This window comes from Cryobacterium aureum, from assembly GCF_002954245.1.
In the GTDB taxonomy this organism is placed as follows: domain Bacteria; phylum Actinomycetota; class Actinomycetes; order Actinomycetales; family Microbacteriaceae; genus Cryobacterium; species Cryobacterium aureum.
Genome location: NZ_PPTG01000002.1, coordinates 24,920 through 50,281, shown reverse-complemented (window position 1 = coordinate 50,281; position 25,362 = coordinate 24,920). Strand labels below are relative to the sequence as shown.

Annotated in this window: 19 protein-coding genes; 7 read left to right on the top strand and 12 right to left on the bottom strand. The window is 65.9% G+C overall.

Going from position 1 to position 25,362, the window contains the following annotated elements; translation table 11 throughout:
* The first annotated feature begins 157 nt into the window (after positions 1-157).
* The gene (locus CJ028_RS00965; RefSeq protein ID WP_105033416.1) at positions 158-409 is read left to right on the top strand and encodes a hypothetical protein; all 252 of its coding nucleotides are present in this window, start codon (positions 158-160) and stop codon (positions 407-409) included.
* The gene (locus CJ028_RS00960) at positions 406-693 is read left to right on the top strand and encodes a hypothetical protein (RefSeq protein WP_105033415.1); all 288 of its coding nucleotides are present in this window, start codon (positions 406-408) and stop codon (positions 691-693) included. The genes CJ028_RS00965 and CJ028_RS00960 overlap by 4 nt, the downstream gene beginning before the upstream one ends.
* A gap of 160 nt (positions 694-853) precedes the next feature.
* Here CJ028_RS00960 and mnhG read toward each other — a convergent pair whose 3' ends face one another.
* The 6 genes from mnhG to CJ028_RS00930 are packed head-to-tail and all read right to left on the bottom strand — an operon-like array spanning position 854 to position 7,145.
* Positions 854-1,198: a monovalent cation/H(+) antiporter subunit G gene (gene mnhG, locus CJ028_RS00955; RefSeq protein ID WP_105033414.1), complete on the bottom strand. Its 345-nt coding sequence runs from the start codon at positions 1,196-1,198 to the stop codon at positions 854-856.
* A complete protein-coding gene (locus CJ028_RS00950; protein ID WP_205683901.1) occupies positions 1,195-1,464 on the bottom strand; it encodes a monovalent cation/H+ antiporter complex subunit F in 270 nt (89 codons plus the stop codon). The genes mnhG and CJ028_RS00950 overlap by 4 nt, the downstream gene beginning before the upstream one ends.
* The gene (locus tag CJ028_RS00945) at positions 1,461-2,054 is read right to left on the bottom strand and encodes a Na+/H+ antiporter subunit E (RefSeq protein WP_105033413.1); all 594 of its coding nucleotides are present in this window, start codon (positions 2,052-2,054) and stop codon (positions 1,461-1,463) included. Before CJ028_RS00945 ends, CJ028_RS00950 begins: the two co-directional genes overlap by 4 nt.
* Entirely contained in the window at positions 2,051-3,658 is a 1,608-nt protein-coding gene (locus CJ028_RS00940; RefSeq protein WP_105033412.1) for a Na+/H+ antiporter subunit D, read from the bottom strand. The genes CJ028_RS00945 and CJ028_RS00940 overlap by 4 nt, the downstream gene beginning before the upstream one ends.
* Positions 3,655-4,179: a sodium:proton antiporter gene (locus CJ028_RS00935; protein ID WP_105033411.1), complete on the bottom strand. Its 525-nt coding sequence runs from the start codon at positions 4,177-4,179 to the stop codon at positions 3,655-3,657. Before CJ028_RS00935 ends, CJ028_RS00940 begins: the two co-directional genes overlap by 4 nt.
* Positions 4,176-7,145: a Na+/H+ antiporter subunit A gene (locus CJ028_RS00930; protein WP_105033410.1), complete on the bottom strand. Its 2,970-nt coding sequence runs from the start codon at positions 7,143-7,145 to the stop codon at positions 4,176-4,178. Before CJ028_RS00930 ends, CJ028_RS00935 begins: the two co-directional genes overlap by 4 nt.
* A gap of 375 nt (positions 7,146-7,520) precedes the next feature.
* On the opposite strand from CJ028_RS00930, the gene CJ028_RS00925 reads away from it, so the two are divergent.
* Positions 7,521-8,996 (top strand): amino acid permease, encoded by a 1,476-nt coding sequence (locus tag CJ028_RS00925; RefSeq protein WP_240607026.1) that lies wholly within the window; start codon positions 7,521-7,523, stop codon positions 8,994-8,996.
* A 16-nt stretch (positions 8,997-9,012) separates the two neighbouring features.
* Here the strand turns inward: CJ028_RS00925 and CJ028_RS00920 are convergent, their stop codons facing one another.
* The gene (locus tag CJ028_RS00920; protein WP_105033409.1) at positions 9,013-10,275 is read right to left on the bottom strand and encodes an MFS transporter; all 1,263 of its coding nucleotides are present in this window, start codon (positions 10,273-10,275) and stop codon (positions 9,013-9,015) included.
* A gap of 197 nt (positions 10,276-10,472) precedes the next feature.
* Here CJ028_RS00920 and purU point away from each other — a divergent pair, with 197 nt between their 5' ends.
* A complete protein-coding gene (gene purU / locus CJ028_RS00915; RefSeq protein WP_105033408.1) occupies positions 10,473-11,333 on the top strand; it encodes a formyltetrahydrofolate deformylase in 861 nt (286 codons plus the stop codon).
* 168 nt (positions 11,334-11,501) lie between these two features.
* Entirely contained in the window at positions 11,502-11,858 is a 357-nt protein-coding gene (locus CJ028_RS00910) for a YrdB family protein (RefSeq protein WP_240607015.1), read from the top strand.
* Positions 11,859-11,995: 137 nt separating this feature from the next.
* On the opposite strand, the gene CJ028_RS00905 is transcribed toward CJ028_RS00910, so the two are convergent.
* The 5 genes from CJ028_RS00905 to CJ028_RS00885 form a co-directional block, all read right to left on the bottom strand.
* Positions 11,996-13,243, bottom strand: coding sequence for an MFS transporter (locus CJ028_RS00905; RefSeq protein ID WP_240607014.1), 1,248 nt, complete (start codon positions 13,241-13,243; stop codon positions 11,996-11,998).
* Positions 13,244-13,389: 146 nt separating this feature from the next.
* Complete coding sequence (locus CJ028_RS00900) at positions 13,390-17,088, bottom strand: S8 family peptidase (protein ID WP_240607013.1); 3,699 nt, start codon at positions 17,086-17,088, stop codon at positions 13,390-13,392.
* Between the two features lie 229 nt (positions 17,089-17,317).
* Entirely contained in the window at positions 17,318-20,884 is a 3,567-nt protein-coding gene (locus CJ028_RS00895; protein ID WP_205683900.1) for a S8 family serine peptidase, read from the bottom strand.
* A gap of 256 nt (positions 20,885-21,140) precedes the next feature.
* Entirely contained in the window at positions 21,141-23,078 is a 1,938-nt protein-coding gene (locus tag CJ028_RS00890) for a heavy metal translocating P-type ATPase (RefSeq protein ID WP_105033406.1), read from the bottom strand.
* A 114-nt stretch (positions 23,079-23,192) separates the two neighbouring features.
* The gene (locus tag CJ028_RS00885; protein ID WP_105033581.1) at positions 23,193-24,407 is read right to left on the bottom strand and encodes an NADP-dependent isocitrate dehydrogenase; all 1,215 of its coding nucleotides are present in this window, start codon (positions 24,405-24,407) and stop codon (positions 23,193-23,195) included.
* Positions 24,408-24,565: 158 nt separating this feature from the next.
* Here CJ028_RS00885 and CJ028_RS00880 point away from each other — a divergent pair, with 158 nt between their 5' ends.
* Together CJ028_RS00880 and CJ028_RS00875 are read left to right on the top strand one after the other, a co-directional pair.
* Positions 24,566-25,018, top strand: a complete 453-nt coding sequence (locus CJ028_RS00880; RefSeq protein ID WP_105033405.1) for a GNAT family N-acetyltransferase — start codon at positions 24,566-24,568, stop codon at positions 25,016-25,018.
* Between the two features lie 22 nt (positions 25,019-25,040).
* The gene (locus CJ028_RS00875; protein WP_105033404.1) at positions 25,041-25,358 is read left to right on the top strand and encodes an MGMT family protein; all 318 of its coding nucleotides are present in this window, start codon (positions 25,041-25,043) and stop codon (positions 25,356-25,358) included.
* The last annotated feature ends 4 nt before the right edge of the window (positions 25,359-25,362 follow it).

The following is a 25,362-nucleotide window of genomic DNA, read 5'->3' as shown; positions in this document are numbered from 1 at the left end:
TACTTCGTCACGAGCGGTTTCGCACCGTCAGGCCGCGACCACCTCCGTCGGGGAAACATGGCATCGCTGATCGCGAGACCACTACATTGGGACCTATCACGCACTGATGAGAGGTCCACGAATGAGATTTTGGCGCAATGTTGGAGTTTCAGCGGTTGTGCTTACGGCCGTCGCCGTCGTCACCGGATGTGCAAGCGCGCCGACTCTGGAGTCGCTCCCGTCAGGCCTGACCAGCGACGACCTATGCCTCATTTTGCAGGGCGATGTTGGGCAGGCCGTCCTCCCAGAAATAACGATGTTTCCCGACGACGAGCTCGTCGGCGCTCCGGTGAGTGTGATCGACTGCACTATAAGTCCCGCCGACGAAGTCATCAAGGTCTCCGCCTCACTATTGGAGATAGCCAGATGAGCGACATCGTCGCGATCCATCGCAGCGTTGCCGACGGCTCTGCGCACTCCCAGGACCAGTGCCCCAACGGGGCGTCTTTGCCGGCCGCGACTCTGGGCGGCGAGGTCGAAACGACTCTCATCTGTCAGAAGGATGACTGGTACGTGTTTGAGTATTACGGACGATTTGATGACAAAGTCCTGTCCTTTCGTGCAGACCGCCTGCCGGAAGCTGGCGACATTGCCCAGGACGATGGGCAAAAGTGGCTGTCAATGATCGCCCAGGAATTCGTGAGCCGACCATAGGCTTCACCGCTTCGGAAGACTGGGGCAGTGGCGCCGGGGTGCCAACCCGCCGGCCGCCCTCCGGCTCGATAGTTGGGCCGGCGGCACTCGTTGAGGAAGCGGACACCCCGAGGTACGGGTGCCGCCATCCCTAATCAGGGCCGCGGCCGATGCCGCCGGTTCAGCAGGCGGCGCGGCGATCGCGCAACTCGTCAACGATAAGCAGGTCGGGGCGCAGGTGTTCGGTTTCGTAGGCGGCGCGGCCCACAAGGTGCGCGGCCATCGGCGCTGTCAGTGACTGGAAGGCGACGATCGCGACAACGAGGGTGACGGTGCCGACCGAGAAATTGTTGATCGCGACATCCGTTGACACGGCCATGAGACCAAAAATCTGTGGCTTGGTCGCGGCGTGCAGGCGAGACAACACGTCGGGAAAGCGGATGAGCCCGATTCCGGCCGCGAGACACATGACGGCTCCGGCGAGTATCAGCACGGCCGTGAGCACATCGTGCAGAACGCCGCTCATGCGCTATCCCGAGCTGGCAGAAAGCGGGCGACGCTGAGAGACCCGAGCACCGCGAACAGGGCCAGCACGAGTAGCACCGGCAGGGTGTCGGTGTGCCGGTTCAATGCCATTTCGGCGCCGAGGGCGCAGATCATCGTGGCCACGAGCACGTCAGAGGCGATAACCCGGTCGAGCACGCTCGGGCCGACCACAATGCGATAGACGGCCAGGAGCGCCCCGGCTGCGAACATTACCCCGGCGACCACGGCCACAATCTGCAACATCATGATGGTCCTTTTCTAGTCGTTCGCTGGGTGCGGCGATCTGCTGGCCGCACTCCGCGCATCCGTTCGACGTCCTCGCGCGAGCCGAACCCACGCACGATACGCCGCTCGGTGTCCTGAACGCGTCGGCGAAACCTCTCGATATCGCCAGCGCTGTGCATATTGAGTACGTGCAGGTACAAAATCGACAATTCCCGGTCGATGTCGACCACGATCGAGCCCGGCACGATCGACGTGGCAACGGCCGTCCAGGTGAGTATGAGATCGCTGCGGGTACGCAGCTGAATTTCTAAAATCGCATTGGACATGACCAGCCGCGGCTTGACCGCCAGCCAAGCCACGTCGATTGACGCACGCACGATGTCCGCGATCAGCCGCACGAGAAACACCACGGTGTGTAGCGGATGCACCCGCCCGCTCAGCTGCACCGGCACCAGATAAAACACCACGGTCACCACGATGCCCACGACGATCCCAACGAGCAAATTCAGCCAAGAGAACTCGCCCCACAGCAGCATCCACAACACGATCAGCGCGATCAGCGGCGGAATCTGATTGCCGACAGCGTCGAGCCGTTCGCGCCGCGTGGTCACTTCGTGCCCCCCTCGAAGTTGGTGCCCACGTTGCTGTCTTCGATCGCTCCGGTGCCGCCAGGGAACACGGCGTCGATGTAAGTCGACGGCGAGCTGATGTTCGCAGCTGCCCGGGTGGCCAGGTCGAAGATCGGTCCGGCGAAGACGGTGAGGCACAGGGTCAGCACGAGCATCGACGTGGTCGCGCCGACCATGAGCGGGGAGATCGTCTTCTTCAGCACGGTCCCAGCGTCTTCTGGATCTTCCACGAGCGACACCGAGATCGACGCGGTATTGTCGGCGACCTGTTGCTTGGGCCGCCAGAACGCCATGTTCCAGGCCCTGGCGAGGGCGTAGAGGGTGAGCAACGAGGTAAGTGCCCCGACCGCGATCAGCACGTAGCTGAGCGGGTCCCCCACAATCGTGCCGGCCTGAAACAGGGCGATCTTGCCGAGAAACCCGGAGAATGGCGGTATCCCGCCGAGATTGAGCGCACCCAGAAAGAACAGAACAGCCACGAGCGGTGCCGATTTCAGTAGCCCGCCGAGCCTCGAAAGCGACGTGGTGCCGCCGACCCGGTCGATCAGCCCCGCGGCGAGAAACAGGGTCGTCTGTACGGTGATGTGATGCACGACGTAGAAGATGGTCGCGGCGATGGCGAGTGGGGTTCCGATCGCAATGCCGAACAGCATGTACCCGATATGGCTGACCAGGGTGAACGAGAGCAGTCGTTTAATGTCGGCCTGGGCGAGAGAACCCAAAATACCCACGAGCAAGGTAAGCGCCGCCACGACCATGAGCGGCATCGAGAACTGGTTGTCGGGAAAAAACAGGGTTTGGGTGCGCAGAATCGCGTACACACCGACCTTGGTGAGCAAACCGGCGAAGACCGCGGTGACCGGTGCGGGCGCCGTTGGGTAGGAGTCCGGCAGCCAGAACGACATCGGGAACACTGCCGCTTTCACCCCGAAGGCGATCAACAGCAACAGCCCGAGGATCAGCTGGATGTCGGCGGGGAGGTCGGGCATCCGCTCGGCGATCAAGGCCAGGGTCACCGTGCCGGTGGCGCCGTAGATGAGGGCGATCGCGCTGAGGAACAGCAGCGACGACACCAGGCTCACGACGATGTAGGTGATGCCCACTCGAATGCGGGCGCCGGTGCCCCCCAGGGTGAGCAGCACATAGCTCGCCGAGAGCAGCATCTCGAAGCCGACATACATCGAGAACAGGTCACCCGCGACGAAGGCGTTGAACAGTCCGGCGGCCAGCACGAGATAAGTGGGGTGAAAGATCGAGACCGGAGTTTCGGTGTGGCCGTCAACGATGCCCTGGCCCACGGCAAACAGCAGTACGCCGAGCAGCATGAGCGCCGAGATGAGAAGCATGATCGCCGAGAGTCGATCGACGACGAGCACAATTCCCCACGGAGCTTCCCAGCCACCAACCTGCACCACGGCCGGACCGAACCGGTCGACCAGCACGAGCAGCACGGCGCTCATCACGGTGGCAGCGGTGAGGCTCAGCACGCTCACCAGTACCTGTAGGCGGCGGCGCTGGCCGAGCATCAGTGCGATCGCGGCGCCCAGCAGCGGCAGGCAGACGATGAGGGGAACGAGGGCGGTCATTGCTGGTCCTCCCGGTCTGCAGCGGATGCGCCGGCGCGCCGGGCAGCATCCGTTTTGATCGTGTCTTCGTCGCTCGTGGCGCCGTCACCCCGCTCGAACTCGTCGAGGGATTCGGCGATGGCGTCGTCATCGTCCGATGAGGAGAGGAAGGTGACGTCGGCCTCGCCGGCGCTCTCGGTGGCGTGCTCGTCGGTGAGGGTGTCGCCCTCGTCGCCGAGTTGGGCGAGCCACCACGAGCGATAGATGAGCGCGAGCAGCAGCGCGGTGATGCCGAAATTGATCACGATCGCGGTGAGCATGAGTACCTGCGGGATCGGGTCGACCATGTCTTCGACGCTCGTACCGGTGACAATCGGTGAGCTGCCGGGGCGGCCGCTCATGATGAAAATAAGCAGGTTGGTGGCGTTGCCGACCAGCAGAAAGCCGATCAGCACGCGGGTGAGGCTACGTTCGAGCATCACGTAGACGCCGGCCGCGTACATCACGGCCATCACAATGACGAGGGTGAGGGAGGCGCTCATCGGGTGACCTCCTCGGTGTTGGTCTGTAATGCGGTGTTGGCCTGCGGTGCGGTGTTGGCCTCTGGCGCCGACCGCGGGCCGACCTCGTCGGCCTCACTCTGACGGTCGATCTCGCTGCCGAGGCTGCGCAGAATGTCATAGGTCAGGCCGATGACAACAAAATAGACGCCGATGTCGAAAATGGTCGAGGTGCCAAACGACAGGTCACCCAGCACGGGCACGGAGGCCGTGAAGTAGGCCGATTCGAGCGGGATCCCGTCGAAGAACAGCGAGACGACGGCCATGCCCACGGCCAGGATGACGCCAAGCCCGAGAATCTTGCCCGGGTCGATCGGTGCTGCTTCGCTAAGCTCGTAGCGTCCGCCGGCCAGATACCGGGCCACGAGGGCGAGGCCGGCCAGCAGCCCGCCTGCAAACCCGCCGCCGGGAAGGTTGTGGCCGGCGAACAGCAGATAGATCGACACGATCATGGCCGGGTGGAACAGCAACCGCACGAGCACTTCGATGAGGATCGACCGGTTGCGCGGATCGTTCTTGCGCCCGGCGAGCAGAAAAGCCTGCCGGGTGACGGCGTGGCCCTCACTCGAGATTTCAGGGTCGGCCACGACGCGGCGCCGGTTGGCGGCCGAGCGCAGGCTGCGGGACTCTTTCAAGCGTGGCACGACCGCGTTTCGGCCGGACACGAACAGCAGGCTCGCAACGCCGGTCGCGACGACGATGAGCACCGACACCTCGCCCATGGTGTCCCAGGCGCGAATGTCCACGAGCATCACGTTGACGATGTTGTCGCCGTGCCCATCGTCGACCGACAATCGGGGCAGGGCGCCGGCGATGCTCGCGAAGTCCCGCGCCCCGAGTGCGATGAAGCCGATCGTGCCCATGACCAGGCCGACCAGGCTGCCGATCAGCAGGCGGCGCTTCGGGCGCACCGGCTTGTTGTGCTGGGCGATGTTCGCGGGCAGGCGGCGCAATACGAGCACGAAGATCACCAGGGTGATCGACTCGACCAGCGCCTGGGTGAGGGCGAGGTCGGGAGCTCCGTGAAAGGCGAACAGAGCGACCAGGCCGTAACCGGTGACGCCTGCGAGAATAACCGCGGTCATCCGCTGCCCCACCCTCGCCGCCATCACCGCGCAGATGCCCATGATCAGGGCAATCAGTACCTGGCCTGGGTAATCCCAGAGCACGATCGAGTCGGGCCAGGTGCGGTTGACGAAGGCTGCAAAGCCGAGGGCGAGCACGAAAACGGTGAGGATGGTGCCGAGGTACTGCGGCAGTCCACCTCGCTGGGCGAAATGGGTAACCCGGGCTGCAATTCGGTCGACACTGCGGATGGCCTTGCCGTAGCCGCGGCCGGCGTCAATAACGTCGGGCACCTTCGCCTGCAGCTTGGCCACTCCCCGGCGCGCGCGGAACAGCAGCGCCCCGAGCAGCAGAACGACCGCGCTGAGGTACAGGGCAGGCTCGAGGCCGTGCCAGAGCGCGAGGTGGTACGGCGGTTCGGTGAGGCTGCCGATACCCGGTACCGAGTCGGCGTAGGGTGCCAGCAACGGGTCAAGCAGCGCGGCGAAAAGTCCGAGGCCGATGGTTGCCACGGTGAGCAATCCGGGTGCGAGCAGGGTGTCCCAGGGGCTCACGTGCAGCACGGTGTTCGGCTGCTCCTTGCGCGTTCCGAAGGCGCCCCAGAAGAAACGGATGCTGTACGCCACCGTCAAAACGGACCCGACGGCCGTGCCGATGAGCGCCGCGTAGCCCCAGCCGGATCCGCCGACGCCGGCGTCGAGCAGGGAGGTGAACACGGCCTCCTTGGCGACGAAGCCGAACAACGGCGGCAGGCCGACCATCGACGCGACCGCGATGAGCGCGATGAAGGCGAGTGCCGGTGCGCTGCGGCCAACACCGCTGAGTTTGCGCCAGTCGCGGGTGCCGGCCCGATGGTCGATCACGCCAACGACCAGAAACAGCGTGGCCTTGTATAGGGCGTGCGCGAGCAACAGGGCGGCTCCGGCGAGCGCGGTATCGCGGGTGTTGAACCCGATCGCGATCATGAGAAAGCCGAGCTGGCTGACCGTGCCGTAGGCGAGCAGCAGTTTGAGATCATATTGACGCAGGGCCCGCCACGCCCCGACCACCATGGTCCAGACGCCGAGGGTCACGAGCACCGGCAGCCAGCCGTCGCTGTCGGCGTAGCCGGGGGCGAGCCGGGCGACGATGTAAATGCCGGCCTTGACCATGGCGGCGGCGTGCAGGTAGGCACTGACCGGGGTCGGCGCGGCCATCGCGGCGGGCAGCCAGAAGTGGAATGGCACCAGAGCGCTCTTGGAGAGCGCCCCGATCAGAATCAGCAGCACCGCCCAGGTGCCCATGGCGCTCGTCACCGGGTTGGCCACGATGTAGGCGAGGCTCGTGGTGCCGGAGGCGACCGAGATCATCACGACGCCGACCAGCATGACCAGGCCGCCGAACGTCGTCACGATCAAGGCCTGCAGGGCGGCGCCGCGACTCTCGCGTTTGTGCGTGTAATGCCCGATCAGCAGGTAGGAAAGCACGCTGGTGATCTCCCAGAACATGAACATGATCACCAGGTCGTCGGCGGTGACCAGACCGTACATCGTTCCGGCGAAGGCCAGCAGCAGCGCCGCGAACCGGCCGAGGCTCGGCTCGTCGTCGGTGAAGTAGCGTGCGCAATAGACCAGAACGAGGGCGCCGATGCCCGTCACTACGAGCGCTAGCAGCCAAGCCAGTGTGTCCACCCGAAAAGAGAGACTGATGCCGAGCTGAGGAATCCACGGCATCGACTGGGTTACGGCCCCACCCGCGGTGACCGTGGAAGTCTGGGTCAGCGTGTACGCGAAGGCACCAGCTGGCAGCAGGGCGATCAGGTAAAAGACGCGGGTACCCAGATACCGGGTGAGCCACGGCGTAAGCACCGAAAGAACAACAAACGCGAGGAGGAAAAGAACCATGCGGCCTCCAGGCTTGTCAGGTCGGGGTGTGCAGGTCTACTCTACCCGCGTACAGGCGGCCCCCAGTTGGGGTTCGAATAATGCGGGCAGCTCAGGCAGGGCGCTGAGGCACAGAGTAGGGTTGCGCTATCCCCCGGCCGACGCCGCACACCGCCAGAAGCGCGTGTGCGTGCAGTTTCCGGCCACTTCCCGCGCCACTCGAACTGTTTGCTCCCACGAAGCTATCTGAGTGACCGGCCAGCGAAATCGAGTACCGTTTTGAGCCCCACCCGCGGCCAGCAGCCCTCCTCCACGCCCGCACCGAACAGCTCTCCGGCAGAACCACACGGTCACCACGACCACGCCAACCCACCCGAAGAGACGCCGGTCGAGCACATCGAGGACGCCCTGAGCGTGCACGAGGACGACGCATTGCACAAGGGTCTCAAATCGCGCCACGTGCAGATGATCGCGATCGGCGGCGCAATCGGCACCGGGCTGTTCCTCGGCGCCGGCGGACGCCTCGCCAGCGCCGGTCCCGCCCTGGTGTTCGTCTACGCCATCTGCGGCTTCTTTGCTTTTCTCATCCTGCGGGCGCTCGGCGAACTGGTGCTGCACCGCCCGAGCTCCGGCTCCTTCGTGTCCTATGCCCGCGAGTTCTTCGGCGAGAAGACGGCTTTTGTCACCGGTTGGCTGTACTGGCTCAACTGGGCCATGACGGCGATCGTCGACGTGACCGCGGTGGCGCTGTACATGAACTTCTTCGCGACCTACTGGGCGCCCTTCGGCTCGGTGCCGCAGTGGCTGTACGCCCTCGCCGCGCTCGCCCTGGTGCTCTCGCTCAACCTGCTCTCGGTCAAGGTGTTCGGCGAGATGGAGTTCTGGTTCGCGCTCATCAAGGTGCTCGCCATCGTGGCGTTCCTGATCGTCGGCACTTGGATGGTGATCTTCGGCACGCCGCTCGACGGCGCCATCGCCGGTTTTGCGCTGATCGGCGAAAACGGGGGCTGGCTGCCCAACGGGCTGATCGCATCCGTTCTGGTGGTGCAGGGCGTCGTGTTCGCCTACGCCTCGATCGAGCTGGTCGGTACAACCGCCGGCGAGACGAAGAACCCCGAGAAGGTCATGCCGAAGGCCATCAACACGGTCATCATTCGCATTGCAGTGTTCTACGTGGGGTCGATTCTGCTGCTCTCGCTGTTGTTGCCATACACGGCCTATAAAGCGGGCGAAAGCCCATTCGTCACCTTCTTCGGCACGATCGGGGTCGATGGCGTCGACGTGATCATGAACCTCGTCGTGCTCACAGCGGCGTTGTCCTCCCTGAACGCCGGCCTGTATTCCACCGGGCGCATACTTCGGTCAATGTCGCTGGCCGGCTCGGCGCCGCGTTTTGCCGGCAAGATCAGCCGAAACGGTGTGCCGTTCGGCGGCATCCTGCTGACCGGGGTCGTGACGCTGCTCGGCGTTGGGCTCAACGCCATCGTGCCCGATGAGGCCTTCGAGATCGTGCTGAACATGGCGGCGATCGGCATCGTCAGCGCCTGGGGCATGATCGTGCTGTGCCAGCTTCGACTGCAGGCATGGGCCAAACGGGGAATTGTGGTGCGCCCCGTGTTCCGCATGCCGTGGGCGCCGTACTCGGGCTACGTGACGCTGGTGTTCCTCGCCGGTGTGCTCGTGCTCATGGCGTTCGACTGGCCGGTCGGCACGCTCACGATCAGCTCGCTGGTGCTCATCATTCCGGGGCTGATGATCGGCTGGTACGCCTGCCGCGGTCGCATTTTCGAGATCGCCGCCGCCCGCGACGGCTTCACCGGGCACGTGCCGGTCGTGGCCAACCGTCCGCTCTCCGACCGACCACGCGGTTAACCCGGCGATTCGGCGCTCAGGCGCGAGCGCGGTGCTGGGTCATGAGGTCCGTGACCACCACGAGCGCGAGGGCAACGACCAGCAGCCCCACGTAGACGAGCGGCACCCGGTCGAGGCCGACGCTGTCGATCAGCACCGCGCCGAGCAGTGCGCCGCCGCCAATGCCGGCGTTGAACGCGGTGGTGTAGAAGGCGCTTGCAGTATCGCGGATACGCGGCGACGCGGCGTGCAGCATCCGGGTCTGCATCAGCGGAGGGAGCATGCCGAACGCCATGCCCCAGAGCACAAACGCGGCAATCGCGACCGGCAGGGTGGCGGTGAACACGGCGAGCAGACTCACGCTGAGGGCGCTCACGGCGAGCCCGAGAATGAGGCCGAGGCTCGGGCTCGGGCCGAAGACCGTGCCGACCAACAGCAGCCCCACCGCGCCGGCCACACCGTAGGCGAAGAGCATCGGGGCGAGCAGTTCTGGGTCGACGCTGAGCCCGTCGAGCAGGAACGGCGCGATGTAGGTGTAAAAGCTGTAGTGACCGATCATGGTGATACCGGTGATGATGCAGATCAGCACCACCGCTGGCACGGTCGCGTCGCGCGGCTGCCGGGTTTTCGGTGCGTGAACGGATGCTGCGGCGCCGGTGGAATACCGCGCCACCGGTGGCAGAAACTTCCAGACCAGTACCGCGCCGACGAGCATCAGCCCGGCGAGGATGACGAAGGAGAGCCGCCAGCCGAGCAGGTGCCCGCCCGCGGTGCCGAGCGGTACCCCGAAGACGAAGGCGAGCGTTCCGCCGGCGACCGTGATGGAGACGGCCCGACCGATCTGCGCTTTTGGCACCAGGTGACCGGCGTAGGCGCCAACCACCGACCAGAACAGGCCGTGAGCCACGCCGCCGAGAACCCGCGAAGCGACGACGAACTCATAGGTCGGCGCGATGGCGGTGAGGATGTTGCTCACCGCGAAGATGATCAGCACGACGATGATCAGGCCGTGCCGCGGAAACCGTCTGGTCCAGATGGCGACCGGCGCGCTCGTGAGCACGACCGTGAACGCGAACCACGAGACGAGGAGCCCGATCTGCGACTGGGCCACATTCAGGCTGCGACTCATCTCGGGGAGCAGCCCTGTCGGCAGCATTTCGCTCGTGACCGAGAGAAAGACTGCGGCGGACAGGGTGATCAGTCCGACCCAGGGGAACGGCGGTTCAGCCCGGTTGGAGCGGACGGACGGCGCGACCGGGATCGACCCGGTGGGCAAAAAGATATTGGCGGTGTTGGTCATGGCTGCATTCGAAACTGGGCCGGAGTAGTCGACCGGTGGGACCATTCACACCGAGATCGAAACCACTCGACTGCGCGCCGACGTGCGCGCCCGGGGCCGACCTGCTCAGTGCGACCAACAGGTAGTCTACCCAATGCCGGTGAGGCGGCAACTGGGCGAGCCGCGGCATCCGCTCTTGCGCCGGGTATTCTGGCCCAATGACTTCTTCGACCCCGCATCATTGGGTAATCACGCTGGTCTGCGCCGACCAGCCCGGAATCGTGCACGCCGTCAGCGGCGCGATCGTGCAGGCGCACGGCAATATCTCGGAGAGCCAGCAGTTCTCCAGCGACGATACCGGGCGGTTCTTCATGCGGCTGCAGGTGCAGTCGCCGGCGACGCGGGCCGAGCTCGAGGCGGCGCTCGCGCCGGTGGTCGAACGCTATGCGATGGCGTCGATCATCGATGTCGTCGGGCGCCCGCTGCGCACGCTCGTGCTCGCGTCCTCGGCCGGACACTGCGTGAACGACCTGCTGTTTCGCCAGCGTGGCGGGCAGTTGCCGGTCGAGATTCCGCTCGTGCTCAGCAATCACGGCACGCTGCGCGACCTCGTCGGGTTCTACGGGGTACCGTTCGAATCGTTGCCCATAACGGATGCCGTCAGCAAAGCCGACTTCGAGGCCCGCGTCATCGAGGCGGTCGACGACCTCGACATCGAACTCGTCGTACTCGCCCGCTACATGCAGATTCTCTCGCCGGAACTGTGCGCGCGGCTCAGCGGGCGCGCGATCAACATTCACCACTCATTCCTGCCCGGGTTCAAGGGTGCCAATCCCTATCGCCAGGCGCACGCGCGCGGCGTGAAGCTCATCGGGGCGACCGCGCACTTTGTGACCGGCAACCTCGACGAGGGGCCGATCATCGAGCAGAACGTGGTGCGGGTCGATCACTCGCGCACCCCGTCGGAACTCGTGTCAATCGGGCAGGACGAGGAGAGCCGCACGCTCACCCAGGCGGTGAAGTGGTTCGCCGAGAATCGCGTGCTGCTCGACGGCGCCCGCACGATCATCTTCAAGTAGTGCCCTGCGCCTGGGCCCATGCTCGATCACGGGCCCGGACAGCACAGAACCGCTTCCGTGCACCGGATGGGGCCCGGGCCCCGTCCTCGGGCCCAGTTTATATCCTGGGCCCGAGGACTGGGCCCAGGCCCGGAACGCAGGGGTGCGACGCGTCGGTAGGATTGACGGGTGACAGATACGCGTGACCTGCCGAAAATCGGCCCCAACGACATGCTCCGGTTCGTGCTCGAACTCTTCGCTTTTGTCAGCCTCGGAATTTGGGGTTTCGTCGCCTGGCCGCTCCCCTGGCCCGGCCTGCTCTTCGGACTCGCCACCCCGGCCTTCGCGATTCTCATCTGGGCTCTGTTCCGATCACCAAGGGCCGTGTTCCGCCTCGATCCATTTGGCAAGGCCGTCATCGAGATCGCCATCTTCGGCTCAGCCGCCGTCGCCTGGTGGGACCTCGGCTTGCCCATCATCACCGTGATCTTCGCCGTCGTCGCCACGGTGAGCGGCGTCATCTCCGGTCGCAAAGAGCTGCGCTAATCCTTTCTCGCCCTCGGCGGGTCATAACTCCTGCAATTTGAAACCGCGGAAGCAAAATTGGGCTGCGGAAAACCGCGCACCAGCTTGCGGCCGCTCACAATTTGCAGGAGTGATGCCGCCCTCGCCGTACCGGGCCGTCAGACGACGACGCGACGGTCCGACGGCATCCGAAGCGCGTAGGCGGCCGCGATGACTAAGAAGACCCCGCCCAGCGCGAACCCGGCCGAGAACGAGAAGGTATCAACCAGCAGGCCTGCGACCAACGGACCGACGATCGCACCGGCATCCGCGCACATCGAGAAGACCGACACCGGGCGTCCGCCACGCGCACCGGCGGCATCGCCCACCGCCGCGGCCGGAGCGGTGCCCATAAACGCCGCGGCGACGCCGTAGACGCAGAGCAGGGCGCCGAGCACCCAGATGTTCGGCGCGAAGGAGATGGCCACGATCGCCAGCCCGGCCACGGTGAATGCCCCGATGATGGCCGGTTTACGTCCGACGGTGTCGACAAAGCGGGCGGCCGGAGCCAGCGCGAGGGCCTGGGCCACCGCCGCCGCGGCAAAAGCGATTCCGGTCCACGAACTCGTGCCGCCGAGCACCACGACCACGAACAGGGGAATGAGCGTCGTGCGCACCCCGAGCGAGGTCCAGCCCTGAGCAAAGTTGGCGATGCAGGCCGCGCGAAAGCGCTCGTCGCGCAACACGGTGCGAAACGGCGTGCGATCGGCGGATGCGTCGGCTCCGGCCAGCGCGCTGCCTCGACCTCCGGAACGCAGAAGAAGGAGCCCGACCAGGCCGGCCACGGTGAGGGTGCCGGCGTAGAAGAAGAACGGTGCGGTCAGGGAAATGGTCGCGAGTAGGCTGCCGATTGCCGGGCCGGCCATACCGCCGATCAGGAATCCGCCCTGGTAGAAGCCGATCGCTCGGGCCCGACGGCCCGGTTCGGCCGTGCGAAGCAGCAGCGTCATCGCAGACACCGAGAACATGGCCGAGCCGATGCCGCCCGCGCCGCGCAGCAACAACAACTGCACATAGCTATCGGCCGCGCCAACCAGTCCGCTCGAGAGCGCGACGATACCGATTCCGATGGCGAGCACGGTGCGCTCCCCCGCCCAGTCGATCAGGCGGCCGCAGGCCGGGCTGAACACAAAACGCATGAGCGCGAAAGCCGAGACAACCGCGCCGACCTCGAGGTTGCCCACCCCAAAACTCTGCACGTAGACCGGAAGCACCGGAACGACGACGCCGAACCCCACCATCACGAAGAAGGCGATGACGCCGAGCACGATCACATCGCGGTTCAGACGGGGCTTCAAGCCGACCGGCCTCGGCTTGGGTACAGCGGATGCCCTGGGTCGTCCCCGCATCCATACCGCCAATCGCATTCCCCCAGCCTAAGCTGCCTCGCCGGGCAACCCATTCGCCGCCGGGCCCACCTTATGACCATGGGCCCAGTTTCTAAACTGCGCCCATGGTCGGGGCCCGGGCCCCGTCCACAAAGACGGGCCCCGGGTCAGGCTGAGCGCGCGGGCTACCGCACGACGACCAGGGAGCGGGTTGGGCTGGTCGCGGCGGCGACCGCGTCGTTTCCGGCGTAGTGCCCGACCACCTTGTATAGGCCGCGACCGAGCTTAGGCAGCGTGACGCTGCCGTGCCCGTTCGCGTCGAGCGCCACGGTGAATTTGCGCTTATCGACGGTTACGGTGGCGGTATCGCCGACCTCGCCCGTGCTGGTGACCGTGACGGACACGGTGACCCGGCTGGAGAAGAAGACGGCCCGGTGGCTGACACCCAGCGCGACCTTCGCGGCATACTTCACAACGACCCCGGCCGACGTCGCCGTGGCACTCGGCCCGCCCGATACCGTGGCGGTCACCACCACGGTCAATGTGGTCCCGGCAAGCGCCTTGGTCGGCGTGAGGGTCGCTGACGTCGCACCATTGATGTCGACGCCGTCGCTCTGCCACTGGTAGCCGAAATCGAGGCCTTCGACGTTCCACTGGCCGGGATCAGCGGTCAATACCGACCCGATCTCTGCCGTACCCGAGACGCTGGGCGCCACCGTGTTCACCGGGGCATCCGTTTCACCGCCTTCGCTGGCCGCCACGGTGAGGATCGTCGACGCGGTGCTGTCGCCATAGTCGACCACACCGAGGTACGGCGTGTTCGGTACCAGTCCGGCCCAGCTCAGCGTGTACGTGATCGGAACGCCCTGCGGTCCTTCGATCGCCGGAGGGGTCGCTGCGAACCCATGGCTGGGCTCTCCCGACGAGACCGAGAAGGTGTTCACATCGAACGCGGTAGAACCGGAAAACACGTCCACGATAACCTGGTAAAAACCGGCCTCGGGGGCGTCCAGGTCGACGTGCTCATCGGCGGAACCCGTGGCCGACTGCCAGCCGGCAACCGGGTTCCCGCCAGCGCCGTCGAGCAGCAGTACGAACAGGTCGAGGTCGGACCCGTCGTCGATGGCGTTCAGGTCGAACCGGGCCAACCGACCTTCCTGAATTTCCACCTCGTAGGTGAACTGCTCGCCGGTCACGCCCTCATCGGTGTGCGGAGCGAACGGGTCGTCGGCGTTGCTCTGGTGCATCCCGTTGGCCAGACCGCTGAGTTTCAGCGCTACCGGCTCTGACCCGCCCGAGGCGACGGTGATGTCGACCGAACCTTCGAGGCCGGTGCCGGCCACCTCGGTGGGGGCGACGACGGTGACCGGACGAACGGCGATCGGGCTGTGGACCACGTCGAAGAAGTCGCCCGGGTCGCCCGAACCACCATTGCCGAAGCCCCAGTCCAGCGAGCCGGTGGCATATTGGTCGAGCGGAGCATCCGTTCGAGTGAAGGTCACCGTGTAACTCTGCTTCTCACCCACCGCGCTGAAGGTCATCTCGGCCGGAGAAACGACGGCGGTGATGCCGGGAATCTCGATCGGGACGGCCGTGTAGGTTCCCACCCGTACGGCGGTCACCGTGCGGGTGATGGTTTCTGGTGCGGTCAGCGCTCCGATCTGAATGGACGGCAGGTTCAGGTTGCTGGCGTCGATCGGCTCCACGCCGGCGTCGAAACCGATCCCCTGCAGGTAGGCCAGCCAGTCGGCCGGGCCGCTCTGATAAACCAGGCCAGGGAACTCGAACGACGAGGGATTGATCTGGCCGGCACCCTGCGCGAACGGGTCGGTCACCGGGGCGCCGGTGGCATCGACCGTGTTCTTCGCGGTCGTCATCATGACCGACTTAATCTCGGACGGGGTCGCGAGTGGCCGAAAGCCCAGAATCAGTGCGGCAAATCCGGCGATGTGCGGGCTTGCCATCGAGGTACCTGACAGGAACTGGAACGTCGGGTCGCTGCCCTCCGCATTGGGGCCGTCGGCCAGAATACTCACACCGGGGGCGGCGATATCGGGCTTGAGCAGGTCGCCGCCATCGGCGGTCACCGGCCCGCGAGAGGAGAATCCGGCAACCTGGGGCACCGGAGTCTGCGTGGCGGTCGTGTTGTCGGGTGTGAATGTGGCCGTCGCGCCGGCCGTCGCCGCGTAGGCGAAAACCGGGTCGAAGGCGTTCGCGTCGAGGTGGATGCTCGGCACCGAGTGTTCGTCGGTGTCAACGTCGGCCGGTGTGCGGTTGACCAGCAGCATTCCGCTGCCGCCGGCCCGCAGTACCTCGGCCGACTTGGACAGTCGGTCGTAAACGCCGCGTTGGCAGAAGACGATCCCGCTGGCCACCTTGGCCGGGTCGAGGGCGCCCGGCGCGCACAGCAGCGCGTCGGCCGGGTCGAAGCCGTCGACCGATACGAGGTCGGCCCGCACCAGGTCGCCCGAGAGCGGGGTGGCTCCCGGCGTGCGGTCGACGGTGATCGAGGCCCCGGCATACGCCGTGCCGTCACCGAGCGTGGCCGTCGCCTCATACGACGGAATCGTCGTCGCGGCGACCGTGGTGATCCACGGTGACGCGTGCTCCACTGTGGATGTCGTTGGGCCGTCGTTACCAGCGGATACGGCCACAAAGATGCCTGCTGCCGCCGCGCCCAGGAAGGCTTCGTCGGTGGGCGAGAACGTGGTCTGCGCGGGGCCGCCGCCGATCGAGTAGTTGATCACGTCGACGCCGTCGGAGATGGCCTGGTCGATGGCCTTCAGAATGTCGGTGTCCGTGCAGCCGTCGTCGGTCGAGACGGTGTTGTCGGGACCGGACCAGCACACCTTGTAGGCGGCGATCTTGGCTGCCGGGGCCACCCCCGAAATAACGCCGAAGTCGACGCCGTTCAGATTCGCGGCAACGTCGGCGTTGCCGCCGGCGGTGCTGGCGGTGTGCGAACCGTGGCCGTCGCCGTCCCGCGGGGAGACGTATTCACCGGTTGACGCGTCGCCGATCTGGTCGGCGCCGAATCCGTCGAGAAAGTACCGGGCACCGATCACCTTGGTGCTGCAGGCAGTCGCAGCGAACTGCTCGCCGGTCTGGCAGGTGCCGGTGAAGGTGGTTCCGTCGGCCTTGTTCATGGTGATGGTGTCATTGTCGAGCCACGGTTCATCTCCGGGCGTCGTACCGAGCGATGACCCGGCGAAGGACGGGTTCTCCGGGGCGATGCCGGTGTCGAGCACACCGATCACCACGCCCTTGCCCGCCTCGCTGGTTCCGCCGAGCTTGGACCACAGTCCGTTTGGTCCGCTCAACCGCAGAAAGTCGGTCGACGACTCGGCGGTCACGTGCCGGAGCGCGTCGGGTACCACCGACACCACGTTCTTCTTCACGGCGAGCGCCGCCGCCTGCTTGCTGGTGAGCTGCGCCGCGAACCCATTGACGGCGAGCGTGTAGGAATACGCCATCTTGGCATCTACGGATGCTGCCACCTCGCTTTGGATGCGTGTCAAGTGATCCTTGTAGGTCTCGGCCGAGCGGCTCTGAGCGTTGAGCTTGGCCCCGGCGTCGGGCATGGTGGCCGAGAAACCGTTGACTCCGCCCTGGTACAGCGCAACGGCCTCGTCGCTGAGGGTCACGATGTATCGTCCGGCGGTGAAATCCATCCGCTGTCCGCCGGGAGAGGCGATGCTGCCGTAGAGGCCGGTCGCAGCGGGGGCGGCGCCGGCGGGCAGGGTGCCGCCGACGAGTACTGAAGCGCCCACCAGGGCGATGGTGACGGTGGCCGCGATTGTGGCGCGGCGGCGCGTGCGGGATGTTGGCGCTGGGTTCAGCGCTGAATCCGGCGCAGAGATCGTGCGCCTGAAGAAAGAACTCACGTGGGTGTCCAATCCGATTAGGGTGCGAGGTGGTCTCGTTCGACAACAGGAACGTGGCGTTGTCCCGATTCGCGGGACAGTTCGCTGGTGACCGTAGCGCGCTCACTGCCCCCCGGATAGGGGCATTCCGCAGGTGCCACAGGCGGGGTACGCAAGCGCGCAGACGCAAACGCGCCGCGGCATCCGTTGTGAAAACGGATGCCGCGGCGCGGCTAACGCGCTTGGCCGGCTACCGCACGGTCACCGTGCCGGGCTTGCTCGTGGCCGCGGCGATGAGGTCGGTTCCGGCATACTGCGCCGCGACCGTGTAGCTGCCGCGGTCCAGGTCGGTCAGCGTAAGCGATCCCTCCCCCTTCTGATCGAGGGCCACGTCGTAGCTCTGGTCGTCGACCAGAACCTGCACGGTGCCCCGCTGCGCCGACCGCGGTGCGTCGGTCTTCACCGACACCTCGACCGTCACGCCCAACGCGCGCGGCTTGGTCTTCAAATCGACCTTCAGGGCGACGGTCGCGGCATACTTCACGACGACCCCGGCCGAGGTGGCCGTGCCGGCTGGAAGCCCGTCGGCCCGTGCGGTGACGACCACCGTCAGCGTCTTACCGCCGAGCAACTTGGTCGGCGTGAAGTCGACCGTGGTGGCCTTCTTGATGTCGCGACCGTCGGCCTGCCACTGATAGCTGTAGGCCAGCCCGGCGACGTTCCACTGCCCAGCCAGAGCGGTCAGTTTCGCGCCGACGACGGCGCTGCCCTCGATCGACGGCAGGACCGAGTTCACCGGTGCTTCCGGCTCGGGGGCTGCGCCGCTGGCGACCGAGACGACCGTTGCAACCGAGCTGTCACCATAACCGACGAGACCGAGGTAGCCGGTCTCGGGCAGAAGTCCAGACCAGGACAGCGAGTACGTCGAAGCCACGCCCTGCTGGCCCGCGACAACCGATGGCGCGGCCGCAAATGACCCCTCGCCGGCGCCGGCGAACACCGAGTAGGTGTTCAGGTTGAAGGCGGTCGTTCCGCTGTAGATGGAGTTGATCACCTGGTAGAAACCGGCCTCCGGCGAGGCCAGGTCGATGAGCTCATCGGCCGAGCCGGTCGCGGACTGCCAGCCGGCGACCGGCTCCCCTTCGTCACCGTTCAGGCGGTAGACGATCAGGTCGAGGTCGGCGGTCTGGTCGACCGCGTCGAGGTCGAACCGGGCGAGCTGGGTGCCCTCAGGCACCTCCACCTGATAGCTATATTCGTCGCCGGCCGTGCCGGATCCGGTGTTCGGACTCGACGGGTCGGCCGCATCGCCCTGGTGCAGTCCCGCCGCGAGGCCGATCAGGTTCAGTGCAATGTCGCCGGTGGCTCCGGGGGTGATCGACACGTCAACCGAACCGTCGACCCCGGTGCCGTTGGCGGTAGCGGGGGCGACGAGGGTCACCGGCTGAATGGCGATGGGGCTGTGCACCACGGTGCCCGAGTCGCTCACCCAGTTGAGCGAGCCGGTCGAGAAGGTGTCGAGTGGGGCATCCGTTCGGGTGAACGTTACGGTGTAGCTGGCCGATTCGCCGGCAGCGCCAAAGCTCAGCGTGCTGGGCGAAACGACAGCGTCAATGCCGGGCACGGTCACTGGCTGAGCCGTGAAGGTGCCGGCTTCGGTGCTCGTGACCGTGCGGGTGATGGTTTCCGGCGCGGTCAGGGACCCGATTGCGATGGAGGCCAGATTGAGGTTGCTCGGGTCCACCGGGTCGGCGCCGACGTCGTAACCGATGCCCTGAATGTACGAGTACCAGTCCGAGGTGTCGTTCAGGTAGAGCAGGCCCGGTTCGAACATTTTCGTCGGGTCGACGTGCCCGGCGCCCTGGGTGAACGGGTCGGTGACGGTGTCGCCGTCCGCATCGACGGTGTCATAGGCGCTCGTCATCATGGCCGACTTGATCTCACCGGGGGTGGCGAGCGGGCGTTCGCCGAGGTACAGCGCGGCGAGACCGGCGATCTGCGGGCTCGACATTGACGTACCCGAGAGGAACTGCCAGGTCGGCTCGCCCTCAGCGGCGTTGGGGCCGTCGGCGAGAATGGCCACGCCGGGCGCGGTCACGTCGGGCTTGAGGATATCGCTGCCGTCGGCGAGCACCGGCCCGTGCGAGGAGAACCCGGCCACCTGCGGTGTCGGCGGCGTGTAGCCGGTCGTATTCCCGTCGGTGAATATAACGGATGCCGCTGCACTGCCCGCGTAGGCATACGTCGCCTCCCAGTACGGGGCGTCGAGGTGAATGGTGGGCACGGTGTGCTCGTCGGTGTCGACCGAGCCGGGAACGCTGTTCACGAGCAGCGTGCCGATGCCGCCGGCCCGCAGAACCTCAGCGGACTTCGCGACCCGGTCGTAGACGCCGCGTTCACAGAGCACGATGGTTCCGGCGACGAGATCCGGGTCGAGCGAATCGGGGCCGCAGAGCAGGGCGTCGGCGGGGTCGTGGCCGAACGCCGCCACGAGGTCACCGCGCACGAGTGTGCCGGCCAGTGGGGTGGCGCCGGGGGTGCGGTCGACCGAGATCGATCCGCCAGCGTGAGCGGTGCCGTCGCCGAAGCTGGCGGTGGCCTCGTAGCCGGGGATGGTGCTCGCGGCGACCGTGGTGATCCATGGGGAGGCGTTGTCGAGAGTCGACGCGCCGGGGCCGGAGTTGCCGGCCGAGGCGGCCACGAAGATGCCCGCTGCGGCCGCGCCGAGGAAGGCCTGGTCGGTTGGGGAGACCGTGGTGTCGGCCGCTCCACCGCCGATCGAGTAGTTCAGCACGTCGACGTTGTCGGCAACGGCCTGGTTGATACCGGCCAGCAGGTCGGAGGTGGCGCAGCCGTCGTCGCCGCCGGGAGCGGCGGTCCAGCAGACCTTGTAGGCGGCGATTTTGGCGGCCGGGGCGACGCCCGAGATGAGGCCGTAGTCCAGGCCGCTGATGGTCGCGGACACGTCGTGGTTGCCGCCGGCGGTACTCGCGGTGTGCGATCCGTGGCCATCGCCGTCACGCGGCGACAGGTATTCGCGCTCATCGACCCCGCCGATGCGGTCGGCGCCGTAGCCGGTCACGAAGTAGCGCGCACCGACCATCTTGGTGCTGCAGTCTGAGGCGTCGAACTGCACGCCGGTGATGCACTCGCCGGTGAAGACGGTGCCGTCGCTCTTGGTCATGGTGATCGTGTCGCCGTCGAGCCAGGGCTCGTCCCCGGCCGCCGTGCCGAGCGCGTCGCCGGCGAACGAGGGGTTCTCCGGCGCGAAACCGGTGTCGAGCACGCCGATGACGACGCCCTCACCCGCGGTGTCGGCGCCGCCGGTCGTCGCCCAGACGCCGTCATCGCCGGAGAGTCCGAGAAACTCGGTCGAGGAGGTCGCTGTCAGGTGCTTGAGCTCGTCGGGCGAGATGGCCACGACATCTTTCTCGGCCGAGAGCTTGGCTGCCTGCGCGGCGGTCAGTTCGGCGGCGAACCCGTTCAAGGCCAGCGTGTAGGAGTAGTCGATCGTGGCATCAACGGATGCCGCCACCTCTTTCTGCTTGCCATTCAGATAGTCGGAATAGCTCGCCGAAGCGCGACTGTGCGGATCGAGGCGGGCGCCGTCATCCGGTATGGTGGGGGCGAAACCGTCAACCCCGCCGGTGTAGGTCGCGACAGCGTCGTCGGCCAGGGTCACGATGTAGCGACCGTCGGTGAAGTCGGTGACCGGGCTACCGGCGCCGATGATGCCGCCGAGGCCCGGAGCCATCGGGGCTGCTGCGGCGGGGTTCACACCGATGAGAGCGCCGGCCGCGACCAGGGTCGTGGTCACGCAGAGTGCCATCACCCGCCGCATCTGGTGGGGTGCGAAATGCGGGTTTTCGGGCGGAAGGATGGTTCGCCTGAACTGTGATCTCACGTGCGTGTCCAATCGGATCGGAGTGCGCTAGCCGCTCTGCCCCAGTTCGGGGTACAGCGTGCTCGTGAACGTATCGCACGGGTGATGCCCCCGTACAGTGTGCAGATTGCTCGGTAACACGATCGTTACCTTGACTTATGCTCACTTTAAGCTCTGAGCAGCCCGTGATTCAAACGGGTCTGTCTACTCCCGGGAGTACCGGCCTGTCCGCTTTCTCCAGCACTTTCGGCAGAGCGGCGAGAGTGCCAAGCACCACTCGTTTGGCCCGGACGCCATCGCGCCGACCGCCGATCGCACGCAGAGCGTTCAGGATGGTGATGAGGTCGACGACTTCCTGGCTGATCGCTCCGGCCGTCGCCGGAATCAGGCCGAATGCAGCGACGATCATGAGCACGACGCTCAGAATGATTCCGAGCCAGATGCTCTGCAGCGCCACCCGAACGGTGTCCCGGCCGATGCGCACGGCCCGCACGGTGCGCGAGATATCGTCGAGCAGAATCACCACGTCGGCCGATTCGCTCGCCGCCGTCGAGCCTTTGGCCCCCATCGCGATGCCCACGTCGGCGACGGCGAGCACGGGCGCATCGTTGACGCCGTCGCCCACCATGATCACCGGGCGTCGGGTCAGGGCCCGCACCGCCTCGACTTTGTCGCTCGGCAGGCAGTCCGCTCGCACATGCACGATGCCCACCTGACCGGCCACGTGCTGGGCGGTGGCGCGCGCATCGCCGGTGAGCATGAGATTCTCCCGCACACCGAGTCGAGCGAGGTCAGCGACGCTCTGGCGGGCGTTGTCCCGCACCCGGTCGCTGGCCACGATGCTCCCGGCGAACCGGCCGTCCACGGCGATGTACATGGCCAGCTCGCCGCCGGCCAGGTGCGTGGCCGTCGCATCCGCTGCCCCGTCGTTGATGAACGAGAGCTTGCCGACCCGCACCGTGCCAGGCCCGAATCGGGCCTCGACGCCAAAAGTTGCGGCCTCGCTCGCCGAGTCCGCCGTGTGCAGCGCGAGACCGCGCTCGTGCGCGGCTCCAAGAACGGATGCCGCCAGCACGTGACTCGAATACTGCTCGGCCGACGCCGCGAGAGTCAGCAGCTCGTCGGCGGTGAAGCCTGGTTCGGGGCGCACCTCGCTGATGGCGGGCGTGCCGTAAGTGAGTGTTCCGGTCTTGTCAAAGACGACCGTTTTGGCGCGGGACAGGGCTTCGAGCACGCCGGCGCCCTTCACGATGATGCCGTTCCGGGCTGCACGGCTCATGCCGCCCATAAACGCGACCGGCGCGGCGAGCAGCAGCGGGCACGGTGTCGCGACCACGAGCACCTCGGCGAAGCGCACCGGGTCACCGGATAGCGCCCAGGCGAGACCGGCCAGGGCGAGAGCGCCCACGGTGAACGGCACGGCGTACCGGTCGGCAAGACGCACCACCGGGGCTTTGCTCGTCGATGCTTCCTCGACCAGGGCAATGATCTGCTGGTACTGACTGTTCGCGGCGGTCGCCGTGGCCATCAGGGTGGCTGCGATCTGCCCGTTGATGGATCCGCTGAGCACCGGGTCTCCGGCTTTGCGCTCGACCGGCAGACTTTCCCCGGTAAGCGAGGACTCATCAAACGCAGCGTTCTCGCTCTGCAACTGCCCGTCAACCGGCACGATTTCCGACGGTCGCACGAGCAGCAGATCGCCGACGAGCACCTCGGTGGCCGGCACGTCCGTGGCCGCACCCGAGGCAGGGTCGAGGCGATGCGCGATTTGAGGAGCACGTTTCAAAAGCGCATCGAGTTCCCGCGCTGCCCGGCCCGCGGCAAAATCCTCGAGGGCAGCTCCGCCCGACAGCATGAGCACGATGAGCACGGTCGCCACGTATTCGCCGACGAGAATGGTAGCGACGATCGCGATGACGGCGAGCAGGTCGACGCCGAAGCTGCCCCGGAAAAGTTGGCGCACCATCCCAATGAATTCCAGCAGGGCGATGACGAGACCGTAGCCGCTGAACAGCCACTGCACCGCGTGCGGCGCCCCGAAGGCCCAGAGCGCCAGCCCGAGAAGCGCGACGACGATCGTCGTTGTCACGGTCGGATATCGGAGCGCGAATACTGGGATGCGGGTCATGGACTGAGTCTGGCCCGCGCACGCTCGGCCCGCCACCCGGTCGGGCATCCGCTCGAAAATGCACAAAGACCCCGACCGGTAACGGTCGGGGTCTTTGTAGAGAGTGGCGAAGTGCTACGCCAGGCGCGTCTGCAAGTTCGTAGCGAGCGAGGCGAGGAACTCCTCCGTGGTCTGGTAGCCCTGGTCAGGGCCGACCAGAAGCGCGAGGTCCTTGGTCATCTTGCCGCTTTCGACGGTCTTGATGACGACGTCTTCGAGGGTCAGTGCGAACTCGGCCAGGGCCTTGTTGCTGTCGAGCTTGGCGCGGTGCGACAGGCCGCGGGTCCAGGCGTAGATCGACGCGATCGGGTTGGTCGACGTGGGCTTACCGAGCTGGTGCTGACGGTAGTGACGGGTCACGGTACCGTGGGCGGCTTCAGCTTCGACGATCTTGCCGTCGGGGGTGGAGAGCACGCTGGTCATGAGGCCGAGCGAGCCGAAGCCCTGTGCGACGGTGTCGGACTGGACGTCGCCGTCGTAGTTTTTGCAGGCCCAGAGGTAGCCGCCCTCCCACTTCATGGCCGAGGCAACCATGTCGTCGATGAGGCGGTGCTCGTAGGTGAGGCCGGCCGCTTCGTAGGCGGTCTTAAACTCGGCGTCGAAAATGTCCTGGAAGATGTCCTTGAAGCGACCGTCGTAGGCCTTGAGGATGGTGTTCTTGGTCGAGAGAAAGACCGGCACGTTGCGCTCGAGGCCGTAGGCCAGGGTGGCGCGGGCGAAGTCGGTGATCGACGAATCGAGGTTGTACATGCCCATGGCAACGCCGTCGCCGGGAGCTTCGAACACCTCGAACGTGGACGGCTCGCTGCCGTCCTGCGGGGTGAAGGTCATGCTGAGCGTGCCCTTGCCCTTGAACCGAAAGTTGGTGGCCTTATACTGGTCGCCGTAGGCGTGACGGCTGATGATGATCGGCTTGTTCCAGCCCGGCACGAGGCGCGGGATGTTGCTGATGACGATCGGCTCGCGGAAGATGGTGCCGCCGAGGATGTTGCGAATCGTACCGTTTGGCGAGAGCCACATCTTCTTCAGGCCGAACTCTTCCACCCGCGCTTCGTCGGGCGTGATGGTCGCGCATTTCACTCCGACGCCGTGCTTCTGAATGGCGTGGGCGGCGTCGATCGTGATCTGGTCGTTGGTTTCGTCGCGCTTCTGAATTGAGAGGTCGTAGTACTCGAGGTCGATATCGAGGTACGGGTGAATGAGCGTTTCTTTGATGGCATGCCAGATGATGCGGGTCATCTCGTCGCCATCGAGCTCGACAACTGTTCCCTCAACCTTGATCTTCGACAAAAATTTCTCCTCTTTATTCAGTGTGGCCGTCACGACCATCGTCAAGCCTACTAGAGGCCCGCAACTATCTTGACATCGAGATAAATTCGCCAGGTGAATTGCGGGGGTCAAACGCTCACTGACTTCCGACTACCCCGGGCGCACGTTAGCCTGAACACATGGGTGAGCTGAAGCTGGAAGAATTATCCGCACGAAACATCGTCGCGGCCAACAACCTAAGCCTGAAGCCAGGCCAGGAACAATTCATTGCGCCGGTCTCGTATTCGGTTGCAGCCTCGGTGATCAACCCGGCCACCTCGTGGCAGCGCGTGGTGCTTCTCGACGGCGTCGTCGCTGGTTTCATCCACGGTAATTTCGACCCCAATTCCGAGCACGAAGAGTTTCGCGCCTGCATCTGGCGCATCAACGTGAACGCGGAGACGCAGGGCCAGGGCGTCGGCAAGTTCGCCGCCGAAGCCCTCGCCGCCGAAGCTCGTGAACGTGGCTTCGAGCACGTCAACGTCATCTGGGAGCCCGGTGCCGACGGCCCTGAGGCCTTCTTCCACCGCCTCGGCTTCGTCGACGTCGGTGAGACCCAGTACGGCGAAGTCATCGGTTCCCTGAAGCTCTAGCCCTGAAGTCCGCAGCCCTCACATGACCGAATCAGACGATTTCGTCTCCCGGGTGCTTGACGTTGTCGATTCCATCCCGCCCGGGCGGGTGATGACCTACGGCGGCGTAGCCGCTCAGGTCGGCTCCCGCGCCGCCCGCGCCGTGGGACAGGTAATGGCGCGGTACGGCTCCGACGTGGCCTGGTGGCGCGTGATTCGCGCCGGCGGGCATCCGCCGATCTGTCATGAGGGCCAGGCGCTGCCGCACTACCGCGCCGAGAACACGCCGCTTCTCACCACGAAAACGGATGCCGCGTACCGCGTCGACTACGCCGCTGCCCGTTGGTCACCGCCCGCGTAGCGCG